This window comes from Pseudomonas sp. 7P_10.2_Bac1 (assembly GCF_025465935.1).
Classification (GTDB): domain Bacteria; phylum Pseudomonadota; class Gammaproteobacteria; order Pseudomonadales; family Pseudomonadaceae; genus Aquipseudomonas.
Genome location: NZ_JANLNV010000093.1, coordinates 1 through 15,536, shown reverse-complemented (window position 1 = coordinate 15,536; position 15,536 = coordinate 1). Strand labels below are relative to the sequence as shown.

Genomic DNA, 15,536 nt, shown 5'->3' with positions numbered 1-15,536 from the left:
CTCAGCCTGTGGCAGCGCCTGCGAAGCGTTCATGACCTTACTAGAGATACCAACAATGCCCCACACCAACGCACCCATTGGCCTGCCAGCCCTCGAAGCGCGCCTGCGCGAGGATTTGCAGTGGCTCGATTTACCGGCTCAGCCATGGGTCAAGCCGCGTCACCAGCAAGGCCAGTTGTTGCTTGAAGTGGCCGTGATCGGTGGGGGGATGGCCGGGTTGGCGTTGGCAACCGAGTTGCGCCATCTGGGGGTCAAGGCGGTGGTGTTTGATCAGTCCGAGGAAGGCTTTGAAGGGCCGTGGGCGACCACGGCACGGATGCAGACCCTGCGCTCGCCCAAGCAATTGAGCGGCCCGGCGCTGGGCTTGCCAGCCTTGACCTTTCGGGCCTGGTTTGAAGCTCAGTTCGGCCTGGCCGCCTGGGAGCAACTGGACAAGATTCCGCGCCTGCAATGGGCCCAGTACTTGCGTTGGTATCGGCAGGTGCTGCGTCTGGATGTGCGCAACCGTCACCGCGTGACGCGGGTTCAACCCATGGCGGACTGCCGCGTCGAGTTGAGCATCGATGCCGACGGGCAAACCCTGAGCGTGTCGGCCCGGCATGTAGTGCTGGCCACCGGGCGCGACGGTCTGGGCGGGCCTTGGGTGCCGCCGGTGGCTGACGCGCTGCCCCGTGAATACTGGGCGCACTCGGCCGATGGTTTGCAAGACCACTGGTTTGTCGGTAAGCGCGTGGCGGTGATCGGCGGCGGCGCCTCGGCCATGGATGCAGCGGGTACTGCACTGGAGGCGGGCGCGCAGTCGGTGGATGTGCTGATCCGACGCAAGGACTTGCCGCGCATCAACAAAGGCAAAGGGGCGGGCAGCCCTGGCATGACCCACGGCTACTGGCGCTTGCCCGATAACTGGAAATGGAACATCCGTCACTACCTCAATCTGCAACAGGTGCCGCCGCCACAGGGCAGCACCTTGCGCGTATCACGGCATGCCAATGCGCGGTTTCTGCTTGGCAGCCCAGTTGAATCGGTGGCGGTGCAGGCCGATGGCAGCCTGTTGCTACAGACCCCGACAGCGCGCCTGAACTACGACTTTCTGGTGTTCGCCACCGGCTTTCGCAGCAACTGGGAGCTGCGCCCGGAGTTTTCGCCGTTTGCACCCCACATCAAGCTGTGGAGCGATCGCTACCAGCCTGCGGCCGGGCAAGAAGATCAAGAACTGTCGCAGTTGCCCGACCTGGGGCCTTTATTCGAATTTCTGGAGCGTGTTCCTGGCACCTGCCCGGGGCTGGACCGCGTGCATTGCTTCAGTTACCCGGCAGCGCTCACATACGGCGGGGTTTCCGGTGACATTCCGGCCATCAGCGAAGGCGCCAAACGCATGGCCCAAGGGCTGGCCGGGCAATTATTCAATGACGATATCGAGCTGCATTTCGAGGCGATGCAAGCCTACGCCGAACCCGAGTTGAAGGGTGATGAATGGCAGCCGGGACGCCTGCGTGCGGAGGAGTTGCGCCCATGACCGCCTGGCTGTTGCGACGGCTGGGGCAAGCCTTGCTGGTGATGTTGCTGATGACCCTGATTGTGTTCGTCGGGCTCAATGCCATCGGCAACCCAGTGGATATTTTGATCGGTGAAGACCTCAATCAGGCCGAGCGCTTGCAAGCGATTGCACGGCTGGGGCTGGATCAGCCGTTGTGGCAGCAATACCTGAATTTTCTCAGCGGGATTTTGCACGGCCATCTGGGCAAGAGTTATGTCTATCACGAAGACGCCCTGCAACTGATCTTTCAGCGCCTGCCCGCCACCTTTGAACTGGCGTTCAGCGCCTTGTTGATGGCCATCGTCATCGGCGTTCCGCTGGGGCTGTTTGCCGGGTTGTACCCGGACAGCAAAGCGGCGCGGATGATGATGGCGGGCAGCATTATCGGGTTTTCATTACCGGCCTTCTGGGTCGCCTTGATGCTGATTCTGCTGTTCTCGGTGCATCTGGGCTGGCTGCCCGCCAGTGGCCGGGGCGAGACACGCGAGTTGTTTGGCATTCAGTGGTCATGGCTGACCCTTGATGGCTGGCAGCATTTGCTGCTGCCCGCACTGAACCTGGCACTGTTCAAAGTCTCGCTGGTGCTGCGCCTGACCCGCGCCGGGGTGCGCGAAATCCTACCGCAAGACTTCGTCAAATTCGCCCGCGCCAAGGGCCTGTCGCCCAAGCGGGTGATTGTGATGCACGTGCTGCGCAATACCTTGATTCCTCTCGTCACCGTGCTTGGGCTGGAGTTGGGCTCCACCATTGCTTACGCGGTCGTGACTGAAAGCATCTTTGCCTGGCCCGGTGCCGGCAAGTTGATCCTGGACAGCATCAACAGCCTCGACCGGCCGGTGGTGGTGGCGTATCTGCTGGTCGTGGTGGTGATCTTTGTGACCCTCAATCTGCTGGTGGACGTGTTGTATCGCTTGTTGGACCCGCGTGTCCGTCTGGAAGGTGCGCAATGACCGCAATGCAAAACCCGCCGCGTCTGTTGCGCGTTGAATCGCTGTGGCAACGCGGCGCGCTGGATTTTATGCGTTCTCCGTTGGCAATGATTGGCCTGCTGATGCTGCTGTCGATCACGCTGGCTGCGCTCTTGGCTCCCTGGATCACTGCGCAGAATCCCTACGACCTGATGCAACTGGACGTGCTCGACGCGCGCCTGCCGCCTGGCTCGCACAGCGAAGAAGGCGATTACACCTATTGGCTGGGCTCGGACGGGCAGGGCCGCGACCTGTACTCGGCGATTGTCTATGGCTTGCGCATCAGTTTACTGGTGGGCGTGGGCTCGGCGTTGATCGCTGCGGTGGTCGGCACTGTGCTCGGGCTGGTTTCGGCGTATGCCGGGGGCTGGGTCGATGCCTTGATCATGCGTCTGGTGGACCTGCTGCTGTCATTCCCCGGGATTTTGATGGCGCTGATGATCCTCGCCTGGCTGGGCAAGGGCGTGGGCAACGTGATGCTGACTCTGGTGCTACTGGAGTGGGCGTATTACGCCCGCACGGCGCGGGGGCAGGCGCTGGTAGAAAGCCGCCGCGAGTACGTTGAGGCTGCGCGCGGGCAGGGCATTAGCCGCTGGCGGATTCTGGTGGGGCACATCCTGCCTAACTGCCTGCCGCCGCTGATTGTGATCGGCGCCTTGCAGATCGCCCGCGCCATCACTCTGGAAGCGACCCTGTCGTTTCTCGGCCTCGGCGTGCCGATTACCGAGCCGTCGCTGGGCCTGCTGATCGCCAACGGCTTTCAATTCATGCTCGGCGACGAATATTGGATCAGCGTGTTCCCCGGCCTGGCACTGCTCTTGACCATCGTCGCAATCAACCTGGTGGGCGACCGTCTGCGCGATGTACTCAACCCGAGGCTGCAACGATGAATGCACTTGAGCAAGACGTGCGCCCCGCGACCCTAGAGGTGCGCAACCTGTCGACGTCGTTTCATACCCGTGACGGTGTGTTGCCAGCCGTGCGCGAGGTGTCTTTGCGCTTGCAGCCGGGGCAGATTCTGGGGCTGGTGGGGGAGTCGGGCTCGGGCAAGTCGGTGACCGGGTTTTCCATCCTCGGGCTGGTGGATGCACCGGGGCGAATCAGCGGCGGCCAGATCATTTTTCAGGGGCGCGACCTGACCCGGTTGTCGGCCAAAGAGCTGCGCCGTTTGCAGGGCAACCGGATCGCGATGATTTTTCAAGACCCGATGATGACCCTTAATCCGGTGCTGCGTATCGATGCACAAATGATTGAAGCGGTGCGCGCCCACAGCCCGATGAGCCGTCGCGAGGCGCGTCGGCACGCGTGTGAAACCCTGGCGTCGATGGGCATCGCCAGTCCCGAAGAGCGCCTGCGCGCCTACCCGCATCAGTTGTCTGGCGGTATGCGCCAACGGGTCGCCATTGCGATAGCGCTGTTGCACCGTCCGGACCTGATCATCGCCGACGAACCCACCACGGCGCTGGATGTGACGATTCAGGCGCAGATCCTGGGCGAAGTGCAGAAGCTGGTACGCGAGCAGGGCACGTCGCTGATCTGGATCACCCATGACTTGTCGGTGGTGGCCGGGTTGGCCGATGAAGTGGCGGTGATGTATGCCGGGCGCATTGTCGAGCAGGGCCGTGTCGACGCCGTGCTCGACCGACCACTGCACCCGTATACCCAAGGCCTGATCGACAGCTTGCCGAGCCGAAATCAGCGCGGGCAGCGCTTGCGGCAGATCCCGGGCATGGCCCCGAACCTGCTGTCGATGCCTGTCGGTTGCGCCTTTGCCCAACGCTGCAGCAGGGCCAGCAGCGCATGCAATGAATTGCCGCCCGCCGTTGAAATTGAACCGGGACGCAGCCTGCGCTGCTTCCATCCCGCCGTCTATGAAGCTGGAGCTGCCCATGGGCAATGAATCCGTGCCTTTGATCGAACTTCGCCAGGTCAGCAAGCAGTTTGGTCAGGCGCCTGGTGGCCTGCTGCAACGTCTGGGCCTGAGCCAGCCACGGCCTTTGACCCGGGCTGTGGACAATGTTGACCTGCGTATCGCCCGGGGCGAAGTGGTGGGGCTGGTGGGGGAGTCAGGCTGCGGCAAGTCGACTTTGGGGCGCATGGTCGCGGGTTTGCTGTCGGCCTCCAGCGGCAGTGTCAAGGTCGCCGGCCAGCCCTATGAATCCTTAAGTGCAGGTGAGCGGCTCAAGGTGCAAATGATCTTTCAGGACCCTTACGCCAGCCTCAACCCGCGCCTGCGGGTTGACCGGATTGTCGGTGAAGGCGCCTTGAGGCAGGGCCTGACCAGCCGCAGCGACTTTGACGATTACGTCAGTGCGCAGTTACGCCGTGCCGGGTTAAGTCCGGAGTTGCGCCAGCGTTACCCGCATCAGTTCAGTGGCGGCCAGCGTCAGCGCATCGGCATTGCCCGGGCCTTGGCGGTGCAGCCCGAGTTGCTGGTGTGCGATGAGTCGGTGGCGGCGCTGGACGTGTCGATCCAGGCGCAGATCCTTAACTTGTTTATGGACCTGCGCGAGCAACTGGGCCTGACCTACCTGTTTATCAGCCATGACCTGGGCGTGGTCGAGCATCTGTGTGACCGGGTGGTGGTGATGTACCTGGGGCGAGTGGTGGAGTCGGCCACGGTGGACGACTTGTTCAGTCGCGCCAACCACCCTTACACCCAGGCCTTGCTGGCGCAGATTCCGCGGTTTGAACTGCGGCGCAGCCAATATCAGGCCATTCGCGGCGAAATGCCGAGCCCACTGAACCCGCCATCCGGTTGCCACTTTCATCCGCGCTGCCCGCACGCCACGCCGCGATGCCGTGAGCAGGCGCCGACGCTGCGGGAAGTGGCGCCGGGGCATGTCAGTGCCTGCCATCTCAACCTTGTTTCTTGAACCTTCGGATACATGCCATGAAACCGCTGCTGCTTACGTTACTGACCGCTGCACTGTTGACCAGCGCGGCGGGGGCGAGTGCCCAGCCCTTGCGCATTGCTTACGCCGACCCAGTGTCGTCGCTTGATCCGCAATTGAACAACCACGCCGGTGATCGCTCGCTGGCCTTGCATGTGTTTGAGTCATTGCTGGAGCGCCGGGACGACAAGACCCTGCCGGGGCTGGCTGAGAGCTGGAAAAACATCGATGCCACCACGTGGGAGTTCTACCTGCGCAAGGGCGTGAAGTGGCAGGATGGCCAACCACTGACCGCCGATGACCTGGTGTTTTCCCTGCAGCGGGCGCGCAATGTCCCGGGCAGCGTAGCGCCGTACTCCAGTTCGTTGCGTACCGTCGAGTCGGTGAGCGCGCCGGATCCGTACACGCTGCGGGTCAAGACCTCAGAGCCCAACCCGCTGCTGTTGCAGAACATCGATTCGATTTACATCGTCAGTCGCCATGTCGGTGAGCAATCGCGTACCGAGGACTACAACAGCGGCAAGGCGATGATCGGTACCGGGCCGTATCGGCTGGTCTCGAACGCTCCTGGCGACCGCACCCTGTTTGAGCGCAATGCCGATTACTGGGGCAAGTCAGCAACATGGGACACGGTGGATTATCGCTACATCGCCAACCCGGCGAGTCGTACGGCGGCGCTGTTGGCAGGGGACGTGGACGTGATCGACAAAGTCTCGCCCTCGGACGTGAAAAAACTGCGGGCGACGCCCAGTGTCAGCGTCTTCGCTTACCCCGGTCTGCGTGCATTATTGATCCAGCCGAGTTTCCGCCCGGGGCCCAACGAGTTTATTCGTGACAATCAGGGCAAGCCGCTGGCGGAAAACCCGTTGCGTGACGTTCGGGTCCGCCAGGCGCTGTCTATGGCGATCAACCGCAAGGCGATTGTTGAGCGGATCCTGCAAAACAGCGTGACCCAGGCCAACCAGTGGATGCCGGCCAACACCTTCGGTTACAACCCGGCGGTCAAAGACATCGTCAATGACCCGGCGCAAGCGAAAAAACTGCTGGCCGAAGCGGGCTATCCCGACGGCTTCCAGTTGACCGTGCATGTGCCGGGTGATCGCTACCCGTTGGCCCCGGAGACCTTGCAGGCCGTGGCGCAGTTCTGGGCGCGCATCGGGGTCAAGGTGGACCTGCAAGTAGTGCCTTGGTCGGTGTACGCCAGCCGCGCCAACAAAAACGAATACGCCGTCACGGTGATCGCCTGGGGCAACGGCACCGGCGAGGCGAGTTACGGATTGGCCAATGTGCTGGCCACGGCCGACCCGAGCAAGGGCCTGGGCTCTTCGAACTGGGGGCGCTATAGCAACCCGTTGGTTGATCAGGCGCTGCAACAGGCTTCTGCCGAGTTTGACGACAGCAAGCGCGAGGCTATTTTGCGCGAGTCGGTGAAACAGGTGACCGACGACGTGGGCGTGTTGCCGCTGTTCCATTACCAGAACATCTGGGCCGCGCGTAAAGGCCTGCGGGTTGATCCATGGCTCAGTGACCGCACCACGGCGCTGATGGTCACCGAGGAAAAAAAGTAATGGCGCAGCTGCATATCACCCCGGTAGACGGTTTGCTCGATGAGCCACGGCACATCGTCGTCGAAGGCATGCCAGCGGGCGCGCGAGTGACCCTGAAAAGCCAAACCCTGCGCGGCGACGGCGTGCGCTGGTGCAGTTCTGCGACCTATATCGCCAATGCGCAGGGGCGGGTTGACCTGACACTGGACGCGCCGGTGGCAGGCGATTACGCGGGCGTCTCGGCCATGGGCCTGTTGTGGAGTCAACGGCCCGAACAGGGGCGCAGTTCGGCGGTGTTCCCAGAGGCGGTGCTGGAGCCGTTGCAGACCCGCATTTTGCTGCAAGGCAGTGACCAAGACATAACCCTGATCCAGCGTCTTGCTGCTCCCGGGGTCAGCCGCCGTGACATCCGTGAGGACGGATTGGTCGGTACCCTGTTTCAGCCAGCCGGCGCAGGCCCGCACCCGGCCGTGATGGTGCTCAACGGTTCGGGCGGCGGGATCAACGAAGCCCGCGCCGCGCTCTATGCCTCGCGCGGCTACAGCGCATTGGCGCTGGGCTATTTCAAGGCGCCGGGCTTGTCGGACTACATCTCCAACACGCCGCTGGAATATTTCCAGCAGGGCCTGGCCTGGATGCGCCGCGAACTGGCGCCGGCCCATGACTTCATTGCCCTCAGTGGGCAGTCGCGCGGCGGTGAACTGGTGCTGTTGCTGGGCAGCCTGTTCCCCGATTCGGTGAGCGCTGTGATCGGTTACGTGCCCAGTGCGCTGGTGCATGGTGGGCAAGCGGCGGCCGATCCGGCTGTTGGCCGTGATGGCCCGGCCTGGCTGTATCGCGGTGAGCCTTTGGTGCACCTGTGGAACCACAACCGGCATGCTTCGTGGGCCGCTCGTGACGCCGGGCAGCGCAATGCCGTGTCGATGAACACAGCGTTGCTAGACGAAGATGCCGTGGAGCGGGCGCGGATCGCCGTAGAGCGCATTCGCGGGCCGGTGCTGTTGCTCACCGCAGGCGATGACGCCGCCTGGCCGTCCAGCCGTTTCGGACACATGGTCAGCGAGCGCCTTGCCCGGTTCGAGCACCCGTGGCCGGTGGCGCAACACGATTACCCGCAGGCCGGGCACAGCATACTGCTGCCGTACATACCCGCCACTTACAGCGACGACGGCGATCCGCCAGCCAATGCCCAGGCCAACGAGCAATCGTGGCAGGCCGTCAGGGATTTTCTGCATAACGCCGTGGCTGCACGCCGGGCGCAATCCAAGGAGTTGCAATGAACAGTTCCGCCACACCCGATCTGCTGGATCGGTTGTTACTTACGGCCGGTGGCCCGGTGCAACAGTTGCGTCAGGCCAGGGGCAAAGTGGTCAGCGCCACGCAAGGCAGTTATGAGGCGTTATTCGATGCCGACTTGCCCGGCAACCTCAGCCTGGAAGAGCGCTTGCTGGTGGCTTGGTATGCCTGCCGGTTAACCCCGCATGCAGCCTTGGCCGCGCATTACCGCGAACCGCTCCACCTGTTGGCCACTGATGCGCAGACTCTGGCGGCCGTCGAGCAGGACGCATTGGGCGGACTGCAATCGCCGCGCTTGCAGGCGATTCTGGGTTTTACCCGCACGTTGGTACTGAACCCGGTCGAGGGTGACCGCGAGGCACTCAACACATTGTTGGCCGCAGGCCTTGAGACCATTGATGTAGTCACGCTGGGGCAGTTGATCGCCTTTATTTCCTACCAAGTGCGCCTTGCGGCTGGCCTCAGCGCACTGCAAGCACTGGAGCCTGAACAATGAGTGAGCCACTGGATATTCAAGGCTTCACCAACCGCACCTTGGGCTGGAAAGCCTGGCTGCCGACCCTCGACTTGGCCCAGGCCAGCCCCGAGCAGCAGGCGGTGCTGGAAGAGAGCCACCCGCAGGCCAAGGTGTCGCAGTATTACTTGACACTCATCCACCAGCCGCAAGTGCTGCGCCAGCGTTCGTTGGCCTTTAACGCGATCATGTATGCGCCGGGCGGTTTATCCCGTGCCGAACGTGAACTGGCCAGCGCCGTGGTGTCGCGGATCAACCAGTGCGTGTTTTGCGCCTCGGTGCACGCCCAGCGGTTCGAGCAACTGGCCAAGCGCAACGATGCTATCGCCCAGGTGTTCGCCGACCCGCACACGGCGGGCATCACGCCACGGGAACAGGCGATTGTGCAGTTCGCCATTGACCTGACCCTGGCGCCAGGCGAGTTAGCGCCCGAGCAGCTGTTGGTATTGCGCGAGCAGGGGCTCAATGACGGTGAAATACTCGACTTGATCCACGCCATTGCCATTTTTGCCTGGGCCAATCGCCTGATGCTCAACCTGGGCGAACCGGTGTGGCCTTGATTGATCATTGGTTAGACCGTTTATTTCTTTCAGGTCTTTGGATATTTCTCAAATGAATATCCATTGCGTCGGTATCGCTGCAGCAGCAGACAGAATTTCCAGTTGCAGCAAGTATTTACCCGCAATAGCAGCGTTAAAGGCTGTATTGCTTGGGTAAATAAGCGGTGGAACGGCGATTTCTGCTGCTCGGCCGTCACCTTGCGCGAGCCTCGGGGCGCTCTAGAATCGAACGCAGATTTTATACCTGACTGTCGATTACGGAGTTTCGAACATGATGAACGCCATGCAAATGCCAATGAACAACGCCATGCCAATGATGCCGATGATGGGCATGCCGATGATGATGGCAACCATGAAGTGTGAAATGACCGAGAAGGGCATGAAGTGCACCATGAAGCCGGCCGCTGGCATGGACATGGCGATGTTCAAAAACAACGCTGAAATGATGTCGATGATGATGAACTGCGGCATGCCTATGATGATGCAGTGCGCCAACATGTCGATGATGTGCATGTCCGAAGACGGCATGGCGATGATGAACAGCATGTCGAACATGAACATGCCGATGATGATGCCAATGGGCATGCCGATGCCGATGATGAAGTGCGTCATGGAATGCAAGATGGAAGCTGATTGCATGACCTGCATGATGATGCCGATGCCCGGCATGAGCATGGAGATGATGAACAACTGCTGCATGCTGATGATGAAAATGATGAACGACTGCGCCATGCCCATGATGATGAGCTGCAATGGCATGCCGATGATGTGCTGCACCTGCTAACCCATCACACCCTGTAGTCGCTGACGAGGTACGAGGTTGCGATGGGCTGCGCGACAGCTAGCTTGTCGCTAGCGGCCCGTATCGCAGCCTGCGACAGCGACAACAGCGTCTAATCCAGGCGCTCTGGGTAGGTAATCACTAGAAACGCCACCGCCTCGCTGTCCGCCGGGTTGCGATAGCGGTGGGGCTGGTCGGCATAGAACAGAATCGAATCTCCGGTCGAGAGTAAATAGCGTTCTTCGTTGACGCTGACTTCCACGACACCCTGGGCCACCACCAGGTTCTCCTGAATCCCGGGGCCATGTCCCTCGGACACTTCTTCGCCCAACGGTTTGAGGCGTATCTCGTAAAACTCGGACTGGCGCGCCCTGTCGTAGGGGAACAACGCCCGGCTGGTGAACGCACCACTGGCACTGACCAGTCGCTTGCTCTGTTGCGCCGGCAGCAACTCAACCCCTTCAAATGCACGATTTTCAAGAAACGCGGCCACCGAGACTTTCAGCCCCTTGGCGATTTTGCACAGCACCTTGATCGACGGCACACTGCGCCCGGACTCAATTTGCGCCAGCATCGCCCGACTGACGCCACTGGCGCGGGCCAGGGCATCCAGTGACAAATAGCGTTTGCTGCGCAGGCGTTGCAGGTTAAGGGCGACGCATTGGCCAATGGCGTCATCGTCGCCGGCATTACAGTCTTTGGCAGGGGAAGGCAGTTCAGGCAGATCAGGAACGGTGTGCAGGTAATTCATCCACGTTACGCCCGGCGGGTATCGCTGGGCGAACTTAGTGGCGGGGCAAAAAATACGGCGATCCCGGCACGTGCTGCGTATGCAGTCCACATCAGCTCAGCCGCTGCACGTGCCTGACGGCGTTTTCGGTAAAGAGCGAAATCAATCACATTGGCAGATACGGACATGGGCAGATCTCTTGTGCAGTGGCAACTCGATGACCCCACATTAATCCGTTGTTCTTATTTCTATAAATACTGAATTTTCATTTGTTAATTCTTTTTGGGAATTAACAAATGTCCGCTCACCCTGACTCTTCATGCGGCTTTCAGATTTTCTGCGCCTTAATCCTTCGCCAAGAATTTCAGCAGTTGTTCGTTGACGAACTCAGGGTTTTCAAGACTGGAAATATGACCTGCATCGGGTACCAGGATCAGCGGGCAACCGATCAGATTCGCCATGATCTGCGACTCGGCCGACGGTCTTGGTGTGTCCTGCTCGCCGCACATGATCAACGTGGAATGGCCATCAAGGTTGGCGAGTCTCTGCAGGGCATCACCACGGCCGAAGATGATGCGGCCCAGCGGCACGATGCAGCTCAGTAAACGATCTTTGGGGAAGCTTTTTAGTGCCGTGCGAAAGTCTTGGTACAAGGCCGAATTCTGGTCGATTCCGGGGCGAAAAAAGATCGGTGCTATCACATCGAGCAAGTGCTCCGGGATAGTGCCCGTGTCTTCAATCAGTTGGAGCAATGAGAAGTAATACTTGCGGGTCGCCTCTGGTTCAAGCCCCAGGTAAGTGTCCATAAGCACCAGCCGGTTGATGCGATGCGGTGCCATCAAGGCCAGGTGCGCGCCCCACATACCTCCAACAGACAATCCCACCAGATTGATACGATCAATGTTCAGATGATCCAGCAAAGCGAGCATCTGGCCTGCCAGGTCTTCCAGAGATTGCGTTTTATCAGGCAGTTCACCTGACTCGCCATGCCCCCATAGTTCTGGAGTGATGACTCGAAACTGTCGGGAAAGGGCCTGGATCTGCGGGGCCCACATATCGCCGTGCCACAAGTAACTGTGGCCAAGGAGTACAACCGGGCCTGCACCTTGGTCCTGATAGTGCAGGGGTTTTCCTTCAATCATGGCAATAGGCATCGCTTCAATTTCCGTCGTTAGTGATCAAAAGGGGCTTTATATCCAGCTGGCTGCCAGAGCAGGAGCGGGAAATGCATTAAAAATGCTTATATTCGTTCGCTCATGACTGAGGGCTCGGTCACCAGGTTGCGCGGGCGACTGAAGCTCGGTCGTTTATGCTGGCTGGCCAGTTTATGCGAGGCCGTCAGGCCTTTTTATGAAAGTTAATCTAGGGTGTGTTTCCGATTAAACGCCCCCCTGCGGCGCGGTTTGTTATGAAACGGGATCTGATCCTGGCCAAATGGCGTGTTTTTATTCTGGGTGCGGTGCCATGAGAAACGACCCGAGCGGGTGTTGATCAACCTATCGAAATGGATGGAGTCGTGGTGGAACGTCGTCAATTTAGCGGGGCCATGCAAGGCAAGAACCTGCGCTATTTAAAAGAGCCCTCTGGCGAAACCGGGCCGAGGGTCCGCGTAGGTTTTGTCCTGCTCGAGCACTTCTCGCTGCCTGCTTTCACACAGGCGCTGGATGCCTTGATCACTGCCAACCTGTTACGCCCGGGTTTGTTTTCCACCCAAACCTTCGGCCTGACGGCAGGGGAGGTGATCAGCGACCTGGGGCTGGTCATTCGTCCCGATCAGCGTCTTGAGGCTGCTGGGCTCAACGAACTGGAGTTATTGGTGGTCTGCGGCGGCTACCGGACGGCACTTAAAAGCGATGAGGCGTTTAACCATCTGCTTAAAACGGCCGCGCAACAGGGCGTCGGCCTGGCCGGTTTGTGGAATGGTGCGTGGTTTCTCGGTCGTGCGGGTTTGCTGGAGGGATATCGGTGTGCGATCCATCCTGAGCATCGAGCGGCACTGGCTGAAGTGTCCAAAGCGGCTCAAGTGACCAGCGAGCCTTTTGTGATCGATCGTGACCGATTGACCGCCTCCAGCCCTTCGGGAGCTATCCAGATGGCGCTTGCCTGGATCAAGAGCTTGCACGACAAAGCGCTGGTTGAAGGCGTCGAAGACATTCTGGCGTTTGAAGAATCACGTTATCGACGCATCAAACCCGCAGAAAAAGTCAGCGTCAGTGCGCCGCTGCGCGAAGTCTTGAAGTTGATGGACGCCAATCTTGAAGAGCCACTGGAGCTGGAGCAACTGGCCGTGTATGCGGGGCGCTCACGGCGTCAGCTTGAGCGGTTGTTCAAGGAGCAGTTGGGCACCACGCCGCAGCGCTATTACATGGAACTGCGTATCACCGAGGCGCGGCGGTTATTGCAGCACACCGAGCTGTCCCAGGTGGATGTGCTGGTGGCCTGCGGGTTCGTCTCACCCAGTCATTTCAGCAAATGCTATAGCGCCTACTTCGGCTATCGGCCATCCAGGGAAAAGCGATTGGTTAAATAGCCGCTCAAAGTAGCGATTTAAATGGGCTGTGCTATACACAGTGGTCAGAAATTTAGAACTTGCGGTCAGGAAGACGAAAGCGATGACACTGAGGCTAGTTGCGGCTAAGCAGATGTTCAGAATGATGTGCATTGCTTGGCCTTTGATAGGCGTTTACTCAACGGCGAATGCCGACGAGCCTTCGGGAAAAGCCAGTACCGACAAGGATGATTGGCTGGTGCTGGTCAGCCCTTTTGTCTGGGCGCCGTCCATGAACGGGCAGGTTGCGTTGGGCGGGGTGGATGCCAAGGCGGATGTGGGGTTTCGCGAGATTTTCAATAATCTCAACCGGGTCTTCATGGGCAACCTGGAAGTCACCAATCGCACGCTGGGATTTTACTTGGATGGGGTCTACGCCAAGACCGGTCAGTCCGAGCGGGTCTACAGCCAGAAAATCGGCCTGGATATCACTCAAAGCACGTTGGCGGGGGGCGTTTACTACCGCGTCTATGAGCAGGCTCTGGGCGGCAATACAGTGTTTGGCGAGCCGCGAAGCTGGCGCGTTGAGCCGACAGCGGGTCTGCGCTGGACCAAAATCTCGACCAAGGTCGACATTGAGCCGCTGGGCTACAGCACCAAGAAAAAAACCGAGTGGACCGACCCTTTTGTGGGCTTGCGCATGCAGGCCGACCTGACGGATCGCTGGACGCTGTCTGGCGCGGCGGACACCGGCGGATTTGATACCTCGTCGAAGAAAACCTACAACGCTCAGGCGTACCTGGGTTACCGGATGTACCTGTTCGAGCACCCCACGATCGTGCGGGTCGGTTATCGGGTACTCGCACAGGAATATCGCAGCCGGGACTTTACCGGCAACACCTTTAAATACGATGTGACTCAGCGTGGCCCGGTGCTGGGCCTGTCCATGCGTTTCTAATCTGTTTTGCAAGGATCAACGGAATGAAAAAGCCTGTTCTCAAAGCGCTGGTATTGGCGGTCTCAGGGTTTGTGCTCTCACTGCCTTTGGCCCAGGCGTGCACCCGGCTGGTGTACCTGGGAGACGATAACACCGTGATCACCGCCCGTTCCATGGACTGGAAAACCGACGTCGCGACCAATCTGTGGGTATTCCCCAAGGGCATGGAACGCACTGGCGAAGTCGGGCCTTCATCGCTCAAATGGACCTCCAAGTACGGCAGCCTGATTGCCAGCGGCTACGACATTTCCACCACCGATGGGGTCAATGAAGCTGGACTGGCCGCCAACGTCTTGTGGCTGGTGGAGTCAGAGTATCCGCCGTTCAACAAAGACAAACCGGGCTTGAGCATTGCCGCCTGGGCGCAGTACGTGCTGGACAACTTCAGCACCGTGGCTGAAGCGGTTGAGGTGCTGAAGACCGAGCCGTTCAACGTGGTAACGGCGCAAGTGCCGGGTGAGAGTCGTTTGGCCACGTTGCACCTGTCCATGTCGGATGCTTCGGGTGACAGCGCGATCATTGAGTACATCGACGGCAAACAAGTGATCCACCACAGCCGCAAGTACCAGGTCATGACCAACTCCCCTGCGTTCGACGCTCAGTTGGCGATGAATGCCTACTGGGAAGCGATTGGCGGCACCGTCATGTTGCCGGGTACCAATCGCTCGGCGGACCGTTTTGCCCGCGCGTCGTTTTACGTGAACGCGGTGCCTAAAAATCAAGATGCGCGTTTGTCGTTGGCCAGCGTATTCAGCGTGATCCGCAACGTGTCGGTGCCTTATGGCATCACCACGCCGGGCGAGCCGAACATTTCCTCGACCCGTTGGCGCTCGGTCATCGACCATAAACAAGGCCTGTATTTTTTTGAGTCGGCCATTACTCCCAACACGTTTTGGGTAGACCTTAAAAAGCTGGACCTCTCCAAAGCCACCGGCAAAGTTAAAAAACTCGACCTGGGGCCGAACCAGAGCAACATCTTCTCTGGTGAAGTGTCGGGTCGCTTTGAAGTGGCTAAGCCGTTCAAGTTTGAAGGGGCTTGAGCAGCCATGCGATTTTTTGGTCGTGATCTGGGAGGATTTTTGTAAGGGGGAAATCTGTAGATTGGTGTTGCGCAGTCGATGGATATGAGCCCAGTGTTTTTTGTCGTATTGCCTAGGTACATATCCATATGTGGCGTAACGGCCACTTAAGGTTACGCCCTTACGGCGTGCCACTTTGAAAAGC

General features: G+C 59.7%; 16 protein-coding genes. 12 read left to right on the top strand and 4 right to left on the bottom strand.

Features of this window, described 5'->3' with window-relative positions; genetic code table 11:
• The first annotated feature begins 55 nt into the window (after positions 1–55).
• Genes NTD86_RS23050 through NTD86_RS23010 form a run of 9 tightly spaced genes read left to right on the top strand, consistent with a single transcriptional unit; the run spans position 56 to position 9,316 of the window.
• Positions 56–1,516: an FAD-dependent oxidoreductase gene (locus tag NTD86_RS23050; protein ID WP_262205694.1), complete on the top strand. Its 1,461-nt coding sequence runs from the start codon at positions 56–58 to the stop codon at positions 1,514–1,516.
• On the top strand, positions 1,513–2,487 hold the full coding sequence (locus tag NTD86_RS23045; protein WP_262205693.1) for an ABC transporter permease: 975 nt from the start codon (positions 1,513–1,515) through the stop codon (positions 2,485–2,487). The genes NTD86_RS23050 and NTD86_RS23045 overlap by 4 nt, the downstream gene beginning before the upstream one ends.
• Positions 2,488–2,492: 5 nt before the next feature.
• Positions 2,493–3,395: an ABC transporter permease gene (locus NTD86_RS23040; RefSeq protein ID WP_410017013.1), complete on the top strand. Its 903-nt coding sequence runs from the start codon at positions 2,493–2,495 to the stop codon at positions 3,393–3,395.
• Entirely contained in the window at positions 3,392–4,405 is a 1,014-nt protein-coding gene (locus NTD86_RS23035) for an ABC transporter ATP-binding protein (RefSeq protein ID WP_262205691.1), read from the top strand. Before NTD86_RS23040 ends, NTD86_RS23035 begins: the two co-directional genes overlap by 4 nt.
• Entirely contained in the window at positions 4,395–5,381 is a 987-nt protein-coding gene (locus NTD86_RS23030; RefSeq protein ID WP_262205690.1) for an ABC transporter ATP-binding protein, read from the top strand. Before NTD86_RS23035 ends, NTD86_RS23030 begins: the two co-directional genes overlap by 11 nt.
• 17 nt (positions 5,382–5,398) lie before the next feature.
• Positions 5,399–6,967 carry an ABC transporter substrate-binding protein gene (locus NTD86_RS23025; RefSeq protein ID WP_262205689.1) on the top strand — a complete coding sequence of 523 codons (1,569 nt, stop codon included), beginning with the start codon at positions 5,399–5,401 and terminating at the stop codon, positions 6,965–6,967.
• A complete protein-coding gene (locus NTD86_RS23020; protein ID WP_262205688.1) occupies positions 6,967–8,226 on the top strand; it encodes an acyl-CoA thioesterase/bile acid-CoA:amino acid N-acyltransferase family protein in 1,260 nt (419 codons plus the stop codon). The genes NTD86_RS23025 and NTD86_RS23020 overlap by 1 nt, the downstream gene beginning before the upstream one ends.
• Complete coding sequence (locus NTD86_RS23015; RefSeq protein ID WP_262205687.1) at positions 8,223–8,738, top strand: CMD domain protein; 516 nt, start codon at positions 8,223–8,225, stop codon at positions 8,736–8,738. The genes NTD86_RS23020 and NTD86_RS23015 overlap by 4 nt, the downstream gene beginning before the upstream one ends.
• The gene (locus NTD86_RS23010; protein ID WP_262205686.1) at positions 8,735–9,316 is read left to right on the top strand and encodes a peroxidase-related enzyme; all 582 of its coding nucleotides are present in this window, start codon (positions 8,735–8,737) and stop codon (positions 9,314–9,316) included. Before NTD86_RS23015 ends, NTD86_RS23010 begins: the two co-directional genes overlap by 4 nt.
• A 255-nt stretch (positions 9,317–9,571) precedes the next feature.
• Here the strand turns inward: NTD86_RS23010 and NTD86_RS23005 are convergent, their stop codons facing one another.
• The 4 genes from NTD86_RS23005 to NTD86_RS22990 form a co-directional block, all read right to left on the bottom strand.
• The gene (locus NTD86_RS23005) at positions 9,572–10,093 is read right to left on the bottom strand and encodes a hypothetical protein (RefSeq protein ID WP_262205685.1); all 522 of its coding nucleotides are present in this window, start codon (positions 10,091–10,093) and stop codon (positions 9,572–9,574) included.
• A gap of 116 nt (positions 10,094–10,209) precedes the next feature.
• Positions 10,210–10,848, bottom strand: coding sequence for a helix-turn-helix domain-containing protein (locus tag NTD86_RS23000; RefSeq protein ID WP_262205684.1), 639 nt, complete (start codon positions 10,846–10,848; stop codon positions 10,210–10,212).
• A 5-nt stretch (positions 10,849–10,853) separates the two neighbouring features.
• Positions 10,854–11,015, bottom strand: a complete 162-nt coding sequence (locus tag NTD86_RS22995) for a hypothetical protein (RefSeq protein WP_262205683.1) — start codon at positions 11,013–11,015, stop codon at positions 10,854–10,856.
• 156 nt (positions 11,016–11,171) lie between these two features.
• Positions 11,172–11,981: an alpha/beta fold hydrolase gene (locus NTD86_RS22990; RefSeq protein ID WP_262205682.1), complete on the bottom strand. Its 810-nt coding sequence runs from the start codon at positions 11,979–11,981 to the stop codon at positions 11,172–11,174.
• Between the two features lie 350 nt (positions 11,982–12,331).
• On the opposite strand from NTD86_RS22990, the gene NTD86_RS22985 reads away from it, so the two are divergent.
• From NTD86_RS22985 to NTD86_RS22975, 3 genes are all read left to right on the top strand, one after another.
• Positions 12,332–13,357 (top strand): GlxA family transcriptional regulator, encoded by a 1,026-nt coding sequence (locus NTD86_RS22985; RefSeq protein ID WP_262205681.1) that lies wholly within the window; start codon positions 12,332–12,334, stop codon positions 13,355–13,357.
• A 121-nt stretch (positions 13,358–13,478) separates the two neighbouring features.
• Positions 13,479–14,273 (top strand): hypothetical protein, encoded by a 795-nt coding sequence (locus NTD86_RS22980; protein WP_410017012.1) that lies wholly within the window; start codon positions 13,479–13,481, stop codon positions 14,271–14,273.
• A 23-nt stretch (positions 14,274–14,296) separates the two neighbouring features.
• The gene (locus NTD86_RS22975; RefSeq protein WP_262205680.1) at positions 14,297–15,352 is read left to right on the top strand and encodes a linear amide C-N hydrolase; all 1,056 of its coding nucleotides are present in this window, start codon (positions 14,297–14,299) and stop codon (positions 15,350–15,352) included.
• Positions 15,353–15,536 lie beyond the last annotated feature (184 nt).

What these genes read in the sequence shown, in the direction of transcription:
- NTD86_RS23050 (WP_262205694.1), top strand. Translation starts at nt 56, where the DNA reads ATGCCCCACACCAACGCACCCATTGGCCTGCCAGCCCTCGAAGCGCGC.
- NTD86_RS23045 (WP_262205693.1), top strand. Translation starts at nt 1,513, where the DNA reads ATGACCGCCTGGCTGTTGCGACGGCTGGGGCAAGCCTTGCTGGTGATG.
- NTD86_RS23040 (WP_410017013.1), top strand. Translation starts at nt 2,493, where the DNA reads ATGCAAAACCCGCCGCGTCTGTTGCGCGTTGAATCGCTGTGGCAACGC.
- NTD86_RS23035 (WP_262205691.1), top strand. Translation starts at nt 3,392, where the DNA reads ATGAATGCACTTGAGCAAGACGTGCGCCCCGCGACCCTAGAGGTGCGC.
- NTD86_RS23030 (WP_262205690.1), top strand. Translation starts at nt 4,395, where the DNA reads ATGGGCAATGAATCCGTGCCTTTGATCGAACTTCGCCAGGTCAGCAAG.
- NTD86_RS23025 (WP_262205689.1), top strand. Translation starts at nt 5,399, where the DNA reads ATGAAACCGCTGCTGCTTACGTTACTGACCGCTGCACTGTTGACCAGC.
- NTD86_RS23020 (WP_262205688.1), top strand. Translation starts at nt 6,967, where the DNA reads ATGGCGCAGCTGCATATCACCCCGGTAGACGGTTTGCTCGATGAGCCA.
- NTD86_RS23015 (WP_262205687.1), top strand. Translation starts at nt 8,223, where the DNA reads ATGAACAGTTCCGCCACACCCGATCTGCTGGATCGGTTGTTACTTACG.
- NTD86_RS23010 (WP_262205686.1), top strand. Translation starts at nt 8,735, where the DNA reads ATGAGTGAGCCACTGGATATTCAAGGCTTCACCAACCGCACCTTGGGC.
- NTD86_RS23000 (WP_262205684.1), bottom strand. Translation starts at nt 10,848, where the DNA reads ATGAATTACCTGCACACCGTTCCTGATCTGCCTGAACTGCCTTCCCCT.
- NTD86_RS22995 (WP_262205683.1), bottom strand. Translation starts at nt 11,015, where the DNA reads ATGTCCGTATCTGCCAATGTGATTGATTTCGCTCTTTACCGAAAACGC.
- NTD86_RS22990 (WP_262205682.1), bottom strand. Translation starts at nt 11,981, where the DNA reads ATGCCTATTGCCATGATTGAAGGAAAACCCCTGCACTATCAGGACCAA.
- NTD86_RS22985 (WP_262205681.1), top strand. Translation starts at nt 12,332, where the DNA reads ATGGATGGAGTCGTGGTGGAACGTCGTCAATTTAGCGGGGCCATGCAA.
- NTD86_RS22980 (WP_410017012.1), top strand. Translation starts at nt 13,479, where the DNA reads ATGATGTGCATTGCTTGGCCTTTGATAGGCGTTTACTCAACGGCGAAT.
- NTD86_RS22975 (WP_262205680.1), top strand. Translation starts at nt 14,297, where the DNA reads ATGAAAAAGCCTGTTCTCAAAGCGCTGGTATTGGCGGTCTCAGGGTTT.